Origin of the sequence: Porifericola rhodea, assembly GCF_030506305.1 — a bacterium.
GTDB classification, from domain to species: Bacteria; Bacteroidota; Bacteroidia; order Cytophagales; family Cyclobacteriaceae; genus Catalinimonas; species Catalinimonas rhodea.
The window spans coordinates 4,363,320-4,380,616 of the sequence record NZ_CP119421.1; the positions used below are offsets into that span (position 1 = coordinate 4,363,320).

General features: G+C 36.9%; 10 protein-coding genes. 8 read left to right on the forward strand and 2 right to left on the reverse strand.

From position 1 onward, the window contains the following. The first annotated feature begins 699 nt into the window (after nucleotides 1-699). The 3 genes from PZB74_RS17940 (at nucleotide 700) to PZB74_RS17950 (ending at nucleotide 8,386) form a co-directional block, all read left to right on the forward strand. Nucleotides 700-5,469, forward strand: a complete 4,770-nt coding sequence (locus PZB74_RS17940) for a T9SS type B sorting domain-containing protein (protein WP_302238543.1) — start codon at nucleotides 700-702, stop codon at nucleotides 5,467-5,469. A 4-nt stretch (nucleotides 5,470-5,473) separates the two neighbouring features. Next, the gene (locus PZB74_RS17945; protein ID WP_302238544.1) at nucleotides 5,474-6,364 is read left to right on the forward strand and encodes a PorP/SprF family type IX secretion system membrane protein; all 891 of its coding nucleotides are present in this window, start codon (nucleotides 5,474-5,476) and stop codon (nucleotides 6,362-6,364) included. Between the two features lie 90 nt (nucleotides 6,365-6,454). After that, nucleotides 6,455-8,386, forward strand: coding sequence for an OmpA family protein (locus tag PZB74_RS17950; protein ID WP_302238545.1), 1,932 nt, complete (start codon nucleotides 6,455-6,457; stop codon nucleotides 8,384-8,386). Between the two features lie 73 nt (nucleotides 8,387-8,459). Here the strand turns inward: PZB74_RS17950 and PZB74_RS17955 are convergent, their stop codons facing one another. After that, nucleotides 8,460-10,046 carry a SulP family inorganic anion transporter gene (locus tag PZB74_RS17955; RefSeq protein ID WP_302238546.1) on the reverse strand — a complete coding sequence of 529 codons (1,587 nt, stop codon included), beginning with the start codon at nucleotides 10,044-10,046 and terminating at the stop codon, nucleotides 8,460-8,462. Nucleotides 10,047-10,169: 123 nt separating this feature from the next. After that, entirely contained in the window at nucleotides 10,170-10,538 is a 369-nt protein-coding gene (locus tag PZB74_RS17960) for a hypothetical protein (RefSeq protein WP_302238547.1), read from the reverse strand. A gap of 389 nt (nucleotides 10,539-10,927) precedes the next feature. Between PZB74_RS17960 and PZB74_RS17965 the strand changes: the two genes are divergently transcribed. The 5 genes from PZB74_RS17965 to PZB74_RS17985 all read left to right on the forward strand — a co-directional run bounded on the left by PZB74_RS17965 (nucleotide 10,928) and on the right by PZB74_RS17985 (nucleotide 17,295). Continuing rightward, nucleotides 10,928-11,998 (forward strand): LacI family DNA-binding transcriptional regulator, encoded by a 1,071-nt coding sequence (locus PZB74_RS17965; RefSeq protein WP_302238548.1) that lies wholly within the window; start codon nucleotides 10,928-10,930, stop codon nucleotides 11,996-11,998. A 127-nt stretch (nucleotides 11,999-12,125) separates the two neighbouring features. Then, entirely contained in the window at nucleotides 12,126-13,460 is a 1,335-nt protein-coding gene (locus PZB74_RS17970; protein ID WP_302238549.1) for a Gfo/Idh/MocA family protein, read from the forward strand. Nucleotides 13,461-13,505: 45 nt separating this feature from the next. After that, a complete protein-coding gene (locus PZB74_RS17975) occupies nucleotides 13,506-14,534 on the forward strand; it encodes a Gfo/Idh/MocA family protein (RefSeq protein WP_302238550.1) in 1,029 nt (342 codons plus the stop codon). An 11-nt stretch (nucleotides 14,535-14,545) separates the two neighbouring features. Beyond that, nucleotides 14,546-15,832 carry a mandelate racemase/muconate lactonizing enzyme family protein gene (locus PZB74_RS17980; RefSeq protein ID WP_302238551.1) on the forward strand — a complete coding sequence of 429 codons (1,287 nt, stop codon included), beginning with the start codon at nucleotides 14,546-14,548 and terminating at the stop codon, nucleotides 15,830-15,832. A 230-nt stretch (nucleotides 15,833-16,062) separates the two neighbouring features. Beyond that, complete coding sequence (locus tag PZB74_RS17985) at nucleotides 16,063-17,295, forward strand: Nramp family divalent metal transporter (protein ID WP_302238552.1); 1,233 nt, start codon at nucleotides 16,063-16,065, stop codon at nucleotides 17,293-17,295. The last annotated feature ends 2 nt before the right edge of the window (nucleotides 17,296-17,297 follow it).

Sequence of the window (17,297 nt, forward strand, 5' to 3'; positions counted from 1 at the left end):
GCGAGAAAGTAATTATATAGTCATTAATTATGGGTTGTATACTGATAAAATACCTATATATAGGTATATATTGTAGTAATCGTAGCCTTCCTTTTATACTTTATACAATTATAGTAAACATCAACTCTGATGTTGAATAAGTATTAAATCGTATAGTAAATCAGTAATTACCCATGCAGATAATTTTTCTAACTTAAGTAAATCTGTTATTAATAGTTGCTATCATTAAGGTTTACTTAGATGTTTTTGTAGTCACTATTATTAGATACACAATCTTTATAATGACTATACTGAGCCTACAGTATTTTTTTCAATAATTATAGTAACGTTTGTACTGCATAACAATGCCCTCAGCACCTGCGGAAATTCTAAGTATATAGGCTTAGTTGAATTCAAAAAATACAAAAACACCTAAGTAAATTAATACGTTATTTTGCAGTTTTTATAGTTATATTTTTGGTTTTGTATTTATAATATACTTATAAAATTATAAATTTTTTTATCACAAATTTTCAAATAAAGCTCATTCAAAGCTTTAATAGCTCTTTTATAGCATTAGTGCTTAAAATATTTTAGTTGTATTTTACCTACATAATATAACTAATGATGGCTTCAAACATATGTATGAAATCTTAGGTATTGGCTATAGTAATCAGGCTTACGTTTCTCATTTTTGTAGTGGGTATAAATTACTACAATATGAAAAACGTTTACTTAGCCATTGCTGTCAAGCTTTTGGTATTATCCTATTTTGATGCGTATACCCAAACCAGACCTTCTTCTACCATAAGTCAAAATATTTATGGTGTCTGTGTTGGGTGTCAAATTAGTAATGCTGATAATGCATGGGACAACGATATATCAACTTTTACATCTTTAGAAGTTAACCTGGCAGGTCTAGGTGGTAGGGGTGAGGTTGAGTATGGATTCACATCTTCTATTCCTCAAAATGACTTAATTAAATTTAACCTTCAGTTTAGTGGCGGAGGTTTATTAACTGGATTAGCCAATACCGAAATTTTTCAAAGACTTTCTGTTCAACTTTTAGATAATAGTGGTGGCGTGTTAGCCACTTATAACAATTTGAATACAGCACAAATTGATGTTATATCTGGTGCTGACAATACTTTTGAATTAAGAATTATCAATCCGGATGCTGCGACACGTAGAATCAGAATAATTAGCGGTGATCTCCTTTCTTTGGGGCTGGCATCCAGAGATCTATATATATACGATATTCTTCATACAGAGAACCAAGTTATCCCTGTATCCACTGTAGAAAGTAGTGGTATTGCCAATACATTACTTTGTGTGGGTTGTGTAGTACAAAATGATACACATGCCACTTCCACATTTGACCTAAACAGTAGTTATACTAATTTTTCAGTTCCTTTATCAGTAAATCTTGGAGCTGGATATTTATATTCAAGATATACTTGGGGAGGAACACAGTATAGTGGTAATGACTATGATATCTATCTGACCTTTGAAAACCCCAACCTGTTAACATTAGGTAGTGAGTTACTGTTTCTGGAAGATAACAATATATCAGTGCTTATTACTTATGCTGATGGCAGTAGCGAAAGCATACAGTATGGAGATCCAAAACTAGTTGCAGCCGATGTATTAGGAGTAGGTTCAGGCAGGTTCTATATGCAAATTGATGCAGACAATACCAAAAGTATAAGTAAGGTAGAGCCGCGATTTGGTGGTAGTTTGGTCAATGGAATAAATGTCCTTCGTTTGTATAACGTTTTTGTGGCTGAATCATCAGCTACTCCCCCTTCTGTAGGTGATAACGAAGCAACGGCAACTATATCAACAGCATTGAGAATAGATGAATACGTTAATGGACAAACTCTATTAACAGTGAGTGATAATGACGGCTTATTAACTTCAGCAGTAATTAGTAGCGGCTCTCTTCCACTTGGTACTCAACTTGATCCTATCAGCGGAGAGATTACTGTAAGTGATGTCAGTAATTTACAGGATGGTGATTTTGATATTAGTATTGAGACTACAGATGTTTTGGGAGGAAGCAGCACTATAGATGTTACATTATCAATAAAACCAGCAGATCAGGAAGCGGTATATACTGTATTACCAGCCTTGCCCATTAGTGATTATGCCATTGGAGATACACTTGCATTAGCGGCAGATGCAGATGGCGATATTACAGCAGCCATAAAAGATAGTGGAGACCTTCCGGTAGGTACGAACTTAAATGCAGATGGTTCAATTACCGTGGGCGATCCTTCTTTACTACAGGCAGGTATTCATACCAGCAATGTGACCACTACTGATGAGAACGGAGGAACCTCATCAAATACAGTAGCTATTACATTACATCCAGTAGATCAGGAAGCGGTATATACTGTTATTCCTGCTAAGCCAGTAGACATGTACAATGACAATGACATTTTGGCTACAGTTATAGACGCAAATGGAGGAATCACTCAGGCAGAATTAGAATCTGGTAGTTTACCACCCGGTGTGGTTTTAGATACAGACGGGACTATAATAGTAGATAATGCTACTTCTTTAGTTGCTGGAAGTTACCCACTTGATATCAAAACCACTGACTTAAATGGTGGTACTTCTAACAGTATTGTAACCATCATTATTAATCCTTCAGATACTGAAGCTGTATACTCAGTATTACCAGCGAAAAATAGTGATTTATATGCAAATGATGATGTTATAGCTTCAGTAAGTGATGCTGACGGTGCTATAGTCTCAGCTACAATAGGTGCTGGTACATTACCTGCAGGTATGTCATTAGCTACTGATGGAGAAATAACGGTAGCAGATGAAAGCCTGATTACTAATGGTTCTACAGTTTTGACTGTCACTACAACAGATGAAAATGGTGGCACTACAGATAATGTGATAGCGATTACTGTTAATGCAGGAGGTGATCCTGATATAGAAGCAGTATATACTGTGAGCGATTCTAAGCCTGTAAACGACTACGTTAATGGCGATGTAGTTGCAACAGTTAATGACGAAGATGGTGCTATAGTTTCAGCTAGTGTTTTGGTAGGTTCTATTCCTGCCGGTATGACACTCAATGCCGATGGTTCCATTACGATATCTGATGCGAGTTCAATGGTTGAGGGTTCTAATGCTATTGTTGTTCTTACTACAGATGCGCTGGGAGGTACTTCTTCATCAAATGTGAATATTACAACCAATCCTGTAGATTTAGAGGCTGTTTATACTTTGCTTCCTACTTTACCTGCAAACGATTATGATAACGGGGATACTCTGGCAACTGTGGAAGACCTCAATGGTGATATCGTTTCTGCAACCATAGACGCTGGCAGCCTTCCTAACGGAGTTAGTATTGAAAATGACGGAACTATTGTTGTTACTGATGAAAGTCTACTGGTAAGTGGAGAGAACACTTTGACTGTCGTAACTACCGATGAAAATGGAGGAACCTCTGATAATACGATATCATTGGTAATTCTTCCTGATGATGAGGAGTCAGTTTATGATGTAACTGAAGCAAGTCCTGTTGATGAACTAAGTAATGGTGATACTTTAGCGACAGTTACGGATGCAAATGGTGTGATTATAGATGCTATAGTAGTAGGTGTTATACCAGATGGAATTGACGTGTCTGTAGATGGTACAATTACCGTAAGTGACTCCTCATTACTAACTCCTGGTGATGTTATTCTGACAATTATTACTACTGATGAAAATGGAGGAATTACTGAAAACATTGTAACAATTAGTATTGGTACTGCTGACAATGAAGCCATTTACACTATAGAACCACCGAAGAGAGTAGATCAGTATGAGAATAATGAAATTATTGCAACAGTAAGTGACGAAGATGGAGAGATAGTAAGTGCTGAAATTAATAGCGGTATTTTGCCTGCAGGTTTAGATCTGTTAGATAACGGAAGTATTATGGTTGATGACAGTTCTGCTTTAGTGGCGGGTACTTATAACGTTGACATAACTACAGAAGACGAAAATGGAGGTAAAACTACAAGTCAGGTTGAGTTACAAATAAACGAAGGAGATCAGGAAGCTGTGTATATGGTTTACGAAGCAAAATCTGTAGATAGTTATAGTTCTGGTGACACACTAGCTACTGTCAGTGATGGAGATGGTCAGATCGTAACATCTACTGTTATAAGCGGTAGTCTACCAGCTGGTACTGCCATTGCTGCTAACGGAATGATTTCTGTTACTAATGAAGAAATGTTGATTGCTGGTACATATCCAATTTCTATCCATACTATAGATGAACTTGGGGGAAGCACCAATAATACTATTAACATAGTTATCAATAGTAATAGCAGTACGGGTTCAGAAGATGCGGATGCAGAGTATACAGTTGCGGACACTAAACCTGCGAATGAATATAATGAAGGTGATATTATTGCCACTGTAAGTGATCCTGATGGTGCTATTGATTCTGCATACGTGAAAGAAGGCGTAATACCAGAAGGGCTAATCTTGTTACCAGATGGTACAATCAAAGTTGAGGACTCTACTAAATTAGTTCCACAGGATGTTGTAATTACTATTAGTACAATAGACGAGAATGGAGGTACGACTGACTCGCAATTGACCTTGAGCATTGGTCAAAATGATAAAGAAGCTGAGTACACAGTATTTGAATCTAAAACAGTAGAAAGCTATGCTACGAATGATACCTTAGCTTCTGTATCGGATCCTGATGGCCATATTGTGAATGCTATACTATTAGAAGGTGAACTACCTGAAGGAGTTGTACTAAGTAACGATGGCACAATTACAGTATCTGACACTGGAGTATTGGTTGCTGGCAAATCTACTGTTACTATTAAAACTGAAGATGAAAAGAGTGGTATTACAGAACACCAATTGCTATTAGAGATATACCCAGATGAAGTGGATACGCCTGAGGTTGAAGTTAAAAATCCTAAGCCCTCAGATGAATATCAGGCAGGTGATACCTTGATAATTGTTCGTACTGATACTGTTTTTATAGAGGTAATTGTAGATAGAGGTAATTTGCCTCCTGGTGTTGAAGTAGATGATGACGGAAATGTAATAGTTGATACACCTGAAGATCTTGAACCAGGCGAGTATATTATCACAATTGTATATGTTTATCCAGATAGATCAGAAGAAAGTCAAGATGTACCGGTAGTAATTTTGAACCCTCTACGCCCTGTTGAGCCTCTTTCTGGATTTTCACCAGATGGAGACGGTCAAAATGATTTCTGGCAAATAATTGATATTGAGCATCATCCAAATAATCATGTAAAAATCTACAACCGTTGGGGTGAGCTAGTTTTTGTTCAGAACAACTATGACAATCAGTCAAATTCATGGAAGGGTAACGCTAATGTAGGAAGTATGCGGACAGGTTCTGGAAAGCTACCAAGTAGTACTTACTTCTACATACTGGACCTTAAAAATGGAAATGCACCTATCACCGGATACATCGTATTAAAATATTAACCACATGAAATACTTCAGTTACATAATGTATGCTGCTATCGTTTTGATAGCAGCATCATTTAATTGCCAAGCTCAGGAAAGACCTATTTATACGCAGTATATGTTTAACGAAACTGCTTTTAACCCGGCCTATACAGGTTCACCTGAACGTTTGAGTATCACAGGATTATACAGAAAACAATGGGTAGGAATAGATGGAGCACCTACAACTCAGACCGTTTCTATTCATTCACCCATCAACAAACAAAGTATGGCCCTGGGTTTGCAGGTTTTAAATGATGTTATAGGTGTTTCTTCCAGGGCTGAAGCAAAATCTATGTTTGCTTATAGAATACGTTTCAATGAAACTTCAAAATTATCGTTTGGTATACAGGCAGGTATTCGTTGGTATGATGAAGACTTTAGCATGCTGTATGATGAATTGATGGATTCAGATTTTAGTGAAAGTATTAAATCTTCTAAATTTTTGTTTGGTACAGGCGTATATTATCATACAGAAAGGTTCTATGTAGGAGCATCAGCTCCAGCCATTCATACAAAGTTTAGTGCAAAAAACCACATATTCATCACCTCTGGTTACGTTATGGATATTGGAAGTCAACTCAAGCTGAAGCCTAATTTCCTGCTAAAACTAGCAGATAATGCCCCAGTCTCTTATGATCTTAATGCTAACTTATTAATTCAGGAGATGATTTGGTTCGGTGTATCATACCGTTCTAGAGAATCAATTGGATTATTGACTCAGTTACAATTAACCGAAAAGCTTGCCTTTGGCTACTCTTTTGACCTACCTGTAGGTGGGATTAGTCCATACGGTCAGGGGTCACATGAGTTATCACTAAACTATACACTTCAACTACCAACTATAGCCTATAAATGTCCGAGATACTTTTAAAACCACAATAAGATGATACGAATTAGTTTTCTATTTATCATCTCACTAGTCTTGACCACACAACTTCATGCGCAAAGTCTAATGAATAGCATGAAGAAAAGTGAAGATAGAGGAGATGAACTTTTTGAGAGATGGAATTATGATGAAGCTATTGATTTTTATAAAAAATCTCTAAGTAAAAAACCAAATAATGACAGAGTAAAACTACAGATTGCTGTATGCTATAACCAACTAGATGAGTGGGAGCAAAGTAGACAATGGTTTGCAGCAGTAAAAAGAACTTCACCTTATATGATAACTGAAGACTATGCTTTTCAATATGCAGAGGTACTTCAGCATCTTGGGGAATTTGAAGAAGCTAAACCCTGGTATATCGCTGCATTGGAAAAAGGACACAAGCCCATTGCTGTAAAAAACAGGCTGAATTCTTTAGATAGTATCAGCAGTTTTTTTAAGGATAGCCTCAGATACTATGTAAATGAATTGTCGTTGAATACTGATGCTGCTGAGTTTGCTCCAATACTTTATAGGGGTGGACTTATTTTTACGTCATATAATGTGCAGCAGAGAAAAAATATACCAGACAAGAGAAAAGATATTCGGTATAACATGTATTATTATCCTCTTCTACAAAAATATGAGGATTCTAAACTAGATGGTCAGTTTGCAGAGATTAATTCAGCTAGACACGATGGTACTTTGACCATATATAATGATGACCAGAATCTGATTTTTACCAGAAGTAATTTACGAACTTCAAAAGCATCTGATGATAATGGGGTTAAAGTAAGAAACCTAGGTCTTTACCTAGCTGATTTTGATGGCGAAAAAAACCTATGGACTAATGTGCGACCATCTCCTTTAAATAATTTTGAATACTCAGTAGGGCATCCAGCTATTTCAAATGATGGTAAAACACTTTACTTTGTTTCTGATATGCCAGGTGGAGTGGGCGGTACAGATATTTACAAGTCAATATTAGTAAATGACGAATGGAGTACACCTGTTAATTTAGGTTCAAGTATTAATACAGAAGCAAATGAGTTGTTCTTGTTTTTATATCAAGATAGTGTATTGTACTTCTCTTCAGAAGGGCACCCAGGTATAGGAGGTCTTGACTTGTATAGTGTAAATCTGACTGAAATAAACCCTGAAGTTAAAAACATGGGTTATCCCATGAATTCAACCGGAGATGATTTTGGCATTGTAATAGATAAAAATGGTCTTGGTGGATTCTTTACTACTAATAGGGAGGGGGATGCTTTAAGAGATAATATTTATTCTTTCTCTTTTCTAGAGGATTTTGGAGATTACTTAGAAGAAGACTTTGTAGAAGAAGAGCCGGTAGCGGTTGTGCCAAAAATAATTACTTTACAAGGTATTGTAGTAGACCAAAAAGACCAGGCTCCACTTGATAGTTCATTCGTAAGTATAATTAATTTAGAAACCAGGGAATCTATAGACATTCTAACTGACTCTCTAGGTTGGTTTCAAACTGAGATTGAAGAGGCTGATGGATATGTAGTTCGTACTGAAAAACACGAGTATTATACTCAAAAAATTAGTTTGCCTTCTGATACACTAGATACAGAAAAGCTTGCTCTAAATATAGAAATGGAAAAAATAGAGGTTGGGCAAAAATTTGAGCTTGAAAATATCTATTATGCTCTTAATGCATATGAAGTGAACGATAGTGCAGCAGTATCATTAAATGAAGTAGTAGAATTTTTGAATGATAATCCTACGATCAGAATTGAACTAAGCTCTCATACAGACTCTAGAGGAAGCGATTCATTTAATCTATCTTTATCACAGAAAAGAGCCCTGGCAGCGGCAGAGTATATTATTAATCAAGGGGTAGATATTTCCAGAATCAAAGCGGTGGGCTATGGTGAAACCAAATTGGTATTTCCTTGTGGAAATGGCATTGAATGCTCGGAAGATCAGCATCACATGAACCGAAGAACTGAAATTACTATCATAGAAAACGAACAACAGGTAAGTGCCCAGGCTTCAGAATAATATATAAAAGTCTCAAAAAAAAAAGGCTGTCTCAACCTTAGTTGTACAGCCTTTTTTGTGTTCTAGATATTATTTACTTGACTTTCAATCCTCTGGGTAGATTTTGCGATTTAGGCGCAAATAGACCTATTACTGACAATTGAATATTTCTTTCTTTCGCATTGATTTTAAAGTCTTCTATAATCTCATATACATCGTAATGCATATAATGAGTATTAGAAGCATCTATCTCAACTACTGAATTATCAGGTATATTAGCTAAATATTGAAGAATACTGGCTTTATTCAAAAATGTTACTTCCTGAGCCAGTTCCAGCCTGATTACTGATTTATCATCTTTTTCATCACTCTGGCTAATATATGGAATGCGGAAATTATTGTAAATAATAAACAGTATTGAGACTACTAAACCTATGCACAAACCAATCAACAAATCGGTGAAAACAATTCCTATAATTGTAATCATAAATGGTATGAACTGCCCGTAACCTTGACTGTACATTTTTTTAAATAAGGCAGGCTTGGCAAGTTTAAACCCAACTACAAAAAGTATAGCAGCCAGTGTAGCTAATGGAATTAGATTAAGCAGGTTTGGTATAAGAATAATACTGATAAGTATTAAAAAGCCATGAATAATGGTAGAGGCTTTTGTTTTACCTCCAGACTGAATGTTAGCTGAGCTTCTAACGATAACCTGTGTGATAGGTAATCCACCAATAAGACCCGAAATAATGTTACCGATACCCTGAGCTTTAAGTTCTCTGTTAGTAGGAGTTACTCTTTTGTAGGGGTCTAGTTTATCGGTAGCCTCAACACAAAGTAAAGTTTCCAAACTTGCAACTACAGCAATTACTAGTGCAGTAACATAGATTTGTGCGTTGCCTAAGGCACTGAAATCAGGGAAAGTAAAGTTACCAATAAAGCCATCAAAGCTCTCAGCCAAAGGTACATTTACCAATTGCTCGCTATTAAGCTTAAGTGCAGGAATAGACTCAAACGTAAGGTTAAGAATAACACCCGCAATTACGGCTACCAAAGGCCCGGGAACAAGCTGCATAAAAGAAATATTTTTAATTGCTTTAGTTTCCCAAATCAGAAGAATAGCTAAAGAAATGGCAGTAATAATTACTGCACCAGGACTAATGAAATCCAGCATATTAATCAGTTCTGAGAATGTATTTTCTCCATCACTTTGATTAAATGCTAAGTCACCTTCATAGTCTTTGTCATAACCGAAGGCATGGGGTATTTGCTTGAAAAATATGATAATACCAATACTGGCAAGCATACCCATAATAACGGACGAAGGGAAATAATAAGCGATAATTCCGCCTTTAGCAAAACCCATTAATATTTGAATGATACCGGCAATAACTACTGATACCAAGAACAATTCATATGATCCGAGGTCTTCTATGGCAGTAAGTACTATGACAGCAAGTCCTGCTGCGGGGCCACTTACACCAAGGGGAGAGCCACTAAAGAAACCTACAACAATACCACCAACTATACCTGCGATAAGGCCTGAAAATAATGGTGCTCCTGAGGCTAGAGCGATACCTAAACATAAGGGCATGGCCACCAGAAATACTACGATACTGGCCGGAATATCCTTATTAAAATTTTTTAAAGGATTGAAATTTCTTTCAGCTGAATTCATTTTATGCTAATCTAAGTGTCTGACAGTAAGTAAACTGAATAATACAGATTATCTTTCTCTTAAACTTGATGGAAAAATAATGCTTATAGTTAATGTAAATAACTAATGTGTATGAATGTAAAATCAGCTATACTGAGGAGGTGGGGTATATAGATTGGCATTTATGCACATAAAGAGCTTTGAGTAAAAAGGGTATGGGTTGTTTACACCTAAGCCATTAAAAATTAATTCTAAATTTGATTGTAAGGTATATTCTTTTAAAGTCTTATTTTCTTCCTTTTCAGTTTCTTTTTCACTCTTGTTTTCTTCAATTTCTATATCCTCATATTCTGTAGTTAACTCAACCTGAGCATAGGAAATAGAATAAGAATGAGAAAGCTGATCGGCAAGCGTAGCTAAACTAGGTCCTAGAATAATTAATACTAGGAATATAGAAATAAATTGGATAGTGATTTTTTCTAAAATAAGCTTATAAGTTTTGGCTAGCTTCATTGAGTACCCTATAAGGAACTAAAACAAAGTTTATATAAAAATAAGTCTTTTTCTGATAATATTTAATTATTAAGAATAGTTCCTAAGCCTTATTCCTACAACAGATGTAGTTACGATGAAATTAAATTTTTAGTTAAGATATCTGGCAAAAAAATCCTAATTACATCAATCTTCCAAACTATAGAGTCAATTCTTTTAATGGTAGGTAGTAAAACTGAATGTAACAAAATTTGTAAAAGATATAAGTAAGTTGCCAAATAAAGGATAGACAATTGTCTGTTTTTGTCAAATATTCTGTTGAATTGCTTTTAAATTTAATATACTGCCTTTATTTTGTTGAATTATTATTAAGCTGAACTAACAACTTAACAATCTTCACCTTTCACTGAATGAGTAAGAGCAACAAAAACGAAACTACTGTAGGGGTAAAAGAAATAGCTCGTAGGGCTAACGTTTCCATTGCTACTGTGGATAGAGTTATTCACAACAGAACCGGAGTTTCTGAGAGCACTAAGAAAAAAATACAACAAATAATTAAGGAAATTGATTATCAGCCTAATATCCTGGCAAGTCGCCTGGCATCTAGAAAAGTTTATGAGCTGGCTATTCTTATCCCTCATGTTTCTGAAGAAACTACTTACTGGAAAGCACCCCTTCAGGGCATAGAAAGAGCAGAACGTGAGATTAGTAAATACGGGATCAATATTCACAAGTATCTTTTTGATCTTAATAGCAAATCTTCTTTTGTTGAGATGAGTGAACAGATATTGCAGGAAGAGTTTGATGGAATTTTGTTAGCTCCCATCTTTATTGAAGAAGCTACAACTTTTGCAAAGGAATGTAAGGAGAAAAAAATACCGTACGTTTTTATAAATTCTGATATTCCTAATCTGGAAAGCCTCTGCTATATAGGTCCTGACTTACCTAAAAGTGGTTATTTAGTAGCCCATTTAATGAGTTATGCTATCCATCCGGAAGATAAAGTGCTGGTAGTTAACATATCAAAGGAAATTGACCAGCATCACCATCTGCTTAGAAAAGAGGAAGGATTCAGAGCTTATTTTGAAGACCATCATCTGGCTGTGCAGGTAGTAAAAGTTGATATTAAAAATACTGATTATGCTGTAATTGAAAAGGAGCTAAAGAATATATTTAAACAGCATCCTGATATTAAAGCAGTGTTTGCAACTAATTCCAGGGTAGGTAGAGTTGCCAGATTTTTTGAAGATACTAATCGTAAAGATATTCTATTAGTAGGCTTTGATTTCTTACCAGATAATATTGAATACCTAAAAAGAGAAACTATCAACTTTTTAATTTGCCAGAAGCCGGAAGATCAGGCCTATCGTGGAATTATGGCATTGTATCAATATTTGGTAATGTCCTCTACAGCAGAAAAAGTTCACCATATGCCTATTGATATTATTACAAAGGAGAACTACGCCTACTATACTAATTAGCTTTGAATGAATATAAATGAAAAACTACTTTTAAATGTAAATAATATCTATATATTCGGGTACGTACACGCCTTGTATGATGCTTATATTTACTATATTTTAAACTACACAAACAACAACCATACTGATGAATCAAACCATTAACCGACGAGACTTTGTCAAAAAAGCTTCTGCCAGCAGCCTGGGCTTGTCATTTTTAAGTAGTACTGCCCCTTTCATCAATAGCAAAAGTAATGCAAACGATAACATTCAAGTAGCTATAATGGGTACCAACAATAGGGGAAGTGCACTTGCCAAAGGCTTCGCAAAGTTAAAAGGAATAGAGGTTGGCTACATTTGCGATGTAGATGACCAGGCAATTAAAAAAGGAATGGACGCAACCGCGCAAGGAGGTCAGAAGAAAAAACCTAAGACTGAAAAGGATATCAGAAAGGTGCTTGATGATAAATCAGTAGATGCTATTGTAATTGCTGCCCCCGATCATTGGCATGCTCCGGCAGCTATAATGGCTTTGCAAGCTGGTAAACATGTATATGTTGAAAAACCTTGTAGCCATAACCCTGAAGAAGGAGAAATGCTGGTACAAGCTGCACAAAATTCAGATTTGATAGTCCAGATGGGAAACCAGCGTCGTTCGTGGCCTAAGGTGGTAGAAGGTATCGCTAAACTTAAAGATGGAGTTATAGGCAGGGCTTATTATGCCAAAGCCTGGTATGCAAATAACAGACAACCTATCGGTTTTGGTAAAAATACTGCCGTACCTGCCGGATTAGATTACGAGCTCTGGCAGGGACCAGCACCCAGAAAAGCTTATCAGGATAATATTATCCATTATAACTGGCATTGGTTCTGGCATTGGGGTACCGGTGAGCTTTTAAATAACGGCACACATTTTATTGATTTATGTCGCTGGGGACTGGAAGTTGACTACCCAAATCGCGTAAGCTCTGGAGGAGGGAGATATGCTTACAAGGATGATTGGGAAACGCCTGATACGCAAATCACTCACTATGATTTTGATGATCAAAAAAGTATTACCTGGGAAGGTAGAAGCTGTAATAGACAAAATATTGAAGGAATATCTGCCGGAGCTGCATTTCATGCAGAGAATGGTACGATGGTCATAGATGCCAATGGCTATCATATATACGACAATAATAATCAGTTGATAGAGAGCAGTACATCTAGTAGCGCAACGGCTACAAATACTACTGGCCCAGGTTTTGATCTGGATCAGGATCATTTAGAAAATTTTAGAACCAGCATCATTAACAACAAACGCCCTGTTTCTTATATAGAGGATGCTAATATCAGTGTACATATTTGTCACCTAGGCAATATTGCTCACCGTGTAGGGCGTAGTTTGGAATGCAATCCTAGAAATGGAAAAATAACCGGTGATGAAGAAGCGATGAAGCTTTGGGGCAGATCTTATGAAGCAGGCTGGAAACCCAGTGTTTAGGTTTTCATACATATAACTAATCGTACACAACTCTAAATAAAAAGTATGCTCCTTAAGAGAAGAAATTTTATCAAAACTGCTGCTGCCTCTACTATAGGACTTGGTTTAAGCTCACAAACACTTTCCATTCAAAATAATCCAACCAAAATATTAAAGGCAGGAATCATAGGTTTGGATACCTCACACAGCGTAGCATTTACTAAAGTATTGAATGATCCTGATGTCAAGGATGACCTTAAAGGTATAAAAGTAGTCGCAGCTTATCCACATGGAAGCAAAGACATAGAAAGTAGTGTCAGTAGAATACCTAAATACACCGAAGAAATACAGGCGTATGGTGTTGAAATCGTAGATTCTATTGAAAAACTTCTGAACCTGGTAGATGTGGTATTGCTGGAAACTAATGATGGTCGTAGACATTTGGAGCAGGCAATGATGGTTTTTAAAGCAGCTAAGCCTGTTTTTATAGATAAACCAATAGCAGCATCTTTATCAGATACGATAGCAATTTTTGATGCCGCTGAAAAATACAATGTACCAGTATTTTCGGCCTCTTCTCTTCGTTATGCAAAAGATGCTCAGGCAGTACGAAGTGGCAAAAAAATAGGTAATGTTTTGGGAGCGGATACCTACAGTCCAGCTCATTTGGAAGAAACTCATCCTGATTTTTACTGGTATGGAGTCCACGGTGTAGAATTGTTGTATACGGTAATGAAAACGGGATGCAAAACAGTAAAAAGAAGCCATACAAAGGATATGGATGTAGTGGTAGGTCATTGGGATGGTGGTAGAATAGGCACTTTTAGAGGAATGCGAAAGGGTAAGCTGGATTATGGAGGAACAGCCTATGGGGAAAACGCAATTTCATCAGTAGGACCCTATGATGGTTATCGTCCTTTGGTCGTTGAGATTGTAAACTTTTTTAAAAGCGGTAAACCTCCGGTAGAGGCTAAAGAAACTATAGAAATCTTCGCTTTTATGGAAGCTGCAGATGAAAGTAAAAGACAGGGAGGGATTGAAATCACGTTGGATTATGTCATGCAGAAAGCAATGGCAGGCATAAAAAGAAATTAAGCTAGCTGTTTATGTCTAAAAGCATACAAATTACAGACAGCTGGCTAAGATATGAAAAAGAAAATCTGATACGTCCCTTCGGTTTTAAAGGAGGGTATATCAATGAGTTATGGCAAAATGTATGTAGCTTAAAATCTTCCAATGGTGCGCAAAGCCTGGGCTTAGCGACTCAAAGTGTACTCTATGGTGATCCTAAAGTATTCACACGTTATGGGGAAAAAGAAGCCAATGAACTAATGCTTAAGGTCACTCGTCGGGCTATGGAACTAATCACTAATCAAACATGGGCAGATCCAATTGAGTGCCTAAATACGATATATCCTCAACTCTACTTAGATTCTTGTAAAATTACAGGTGAGCCTGATTTGCATCTTAACTTTGTACATAATGCATTGGTAAGTGTAGATCATGCCTGCTGGCTACTTTACGCCTTTACTCATAATTTAAGTGATTTTATGTCAATGATACCTAAAGCTTATCATGCCGCCTTAGGAGAGAGGCACGAAAAGATAGCGATAATGTATCAGGTGCCCTATGGTATGCCATTATCTGAAGTAGAAAGAGCTGTAGAAAAAGGTTATTTTATCATAAAAATTAAGCTAGGTCAGGCAGGTAGCGAAGATGAAATGTTACAGAAAGATCTGAATCGGATCAGTGAAATTCATCAGCTATTAAAAGAAAAGCATACACAACACCATCAAATTTGGTATACCCTTGACGCTAATGGCAGGTATCAGCACAAAGACAGCATTGAACGCATTATTAAATTCCTTCATCAAATAAAAGCGCATGAGCGAGTTCTTTTTTTTGAAGAACCCCTGAATGAAAACAATAAGGAAAGTGTAAAGAATCTTGATCTGAATATGGCCGCAGACGAAAGTCTACACAACTTACTAAGTGCTAAGCAACGTATTGCGCAAGGCTACAGTACATTTGTTTTAAAATCTGTCGCCAAAACTTTGAGCCTGACACTTCAGATAGCCAGGCTTGCCTACGATAATCATATAAAATGTGCTTGTGCTGATTTAACAGTAAACCCTGTGCTTATGAGCTGGCATCAGAATCTTGCCGCACGTCTACCATCTTTTCCTGGTCTGGAAGGTATGGGCTTGATGGAAACTAATGGAGATATGAACTACAAACGTTGGTCTCAGATGCTAAGCTATCACCCATGCTACAATGTAAGCTGGTTACAGCATACAGAAGGTCTGTTTCATTTAACGGATGACTTTTATAGTAAGAGTGGGGGGATATTTTTTACTCCGCATCACTATCATCAGTTGCTTAGTGAAGTTTAATGATGCTTTATAGAATTATTGCCTGTGAATACTTTTGATTATAAATTCTTATCCTTACATTCGGTTACGTACACGTATAAAATTTTGTGTCGTACTTACTAACAATTACTCAATCAGGAAATTATAGCTAAATAGGTGAGCCTCTTTAATCGGCTATACTTATTTAAAGCAGTATACTACCTATGGCAGGGGTAATCCTTTTGCTATAGACACTAACTTATAGCTATTTCATGAATACAACGACCGAACAGCTGCCACTGAGCAAACGTATTAAAGATATATTTAAATATGTAGGGCCTGGAATTATCACCGCCGCCCTTGTATTTGGACCAGGAAGCCTAACGATCACCTCAAAGCTTGGTTCTCTATTCGCCTTTCAGCATATTTGGGTAATATGTTTAGCCATATTTTTTATGGCAGTGTTTACAGAAATGGGAGCTCGCATAGGAGTAGTTACAAACGACTCTCTTTTACAAACCATTAAAACCAAATGGGGAAAAGCAACTTCAATTGGATTAGGCATTGGTATTTTTGCTATCACAGCTTCTTTTCAGGCGGGAAATACCATTGGAGCCAGCCTGGCATTTGCCGAACTCTTTCATACCTCAATTGAACCCTGGCTTGTATCCTTTACCCTTTTAGGTATCAGCCTGCTTTTCTACCGTTCATTCTATCAAATTTTAGAAAAACTGATGATCGCCCTGGTAGGGTTAATGTTACTCTCTTTCCTCATTACTTTAATTTTAATACAGCCTAAGCTATCCTCTTTGGGTTCTGGGCTACTACCATCCATACCTGCCGGATCCGAAGTGCTAACTATTGCTTTGGTTGCTTCCAGCTTTTCAGTAGTAGGAGCATTTTACCAGTCATATCTGGTGAAAGAAAAACAGTGGAAAATTGGTCAGATTTATCAGGCCAAAAAAGAGGCTGTAGCTGGCGTAATGATCTTAGGAACTATTTCACTCTTTATTCTGATCAACGCTGCAAGCATTTTATTCCCTCGCGGTATCAATGTGAGTTCTGCTACCGACATGGGACTAGCTTTAGAACCCCTCTATGGCAGTACGGCTACGCTCATTTTTATGCTGGGCTTATTTGGAGCCTCCTTTTCGTCCCTGATAGGGAATGCAACAATAGGTGGGTCGTTAGTATCTGACGCTTTTTCATTAGGTAACGAACTTCGTTCGCCGGGCCTGCGAGCCATGATTGTTCTGGTAATGATTATTGGCGCAAGCATCGCCCTGATCTTTGGAAGCCTGCCTCTTGAACTGATCATTTTCGCACAGGCTATCACCATTATTATTGCTCCTTTAGTAGGTCTGGCACTGCTTCTCATTGCTAATGATACGCAACTGATGGGCACACACAAAAATACATTCGCACAAAACCTAAAAAGTATACTCGGACTTGTACTGCTCCTGTGTTTGTCAGGTAGTCAGCTGTACTTTCAATTCATACAATAAAC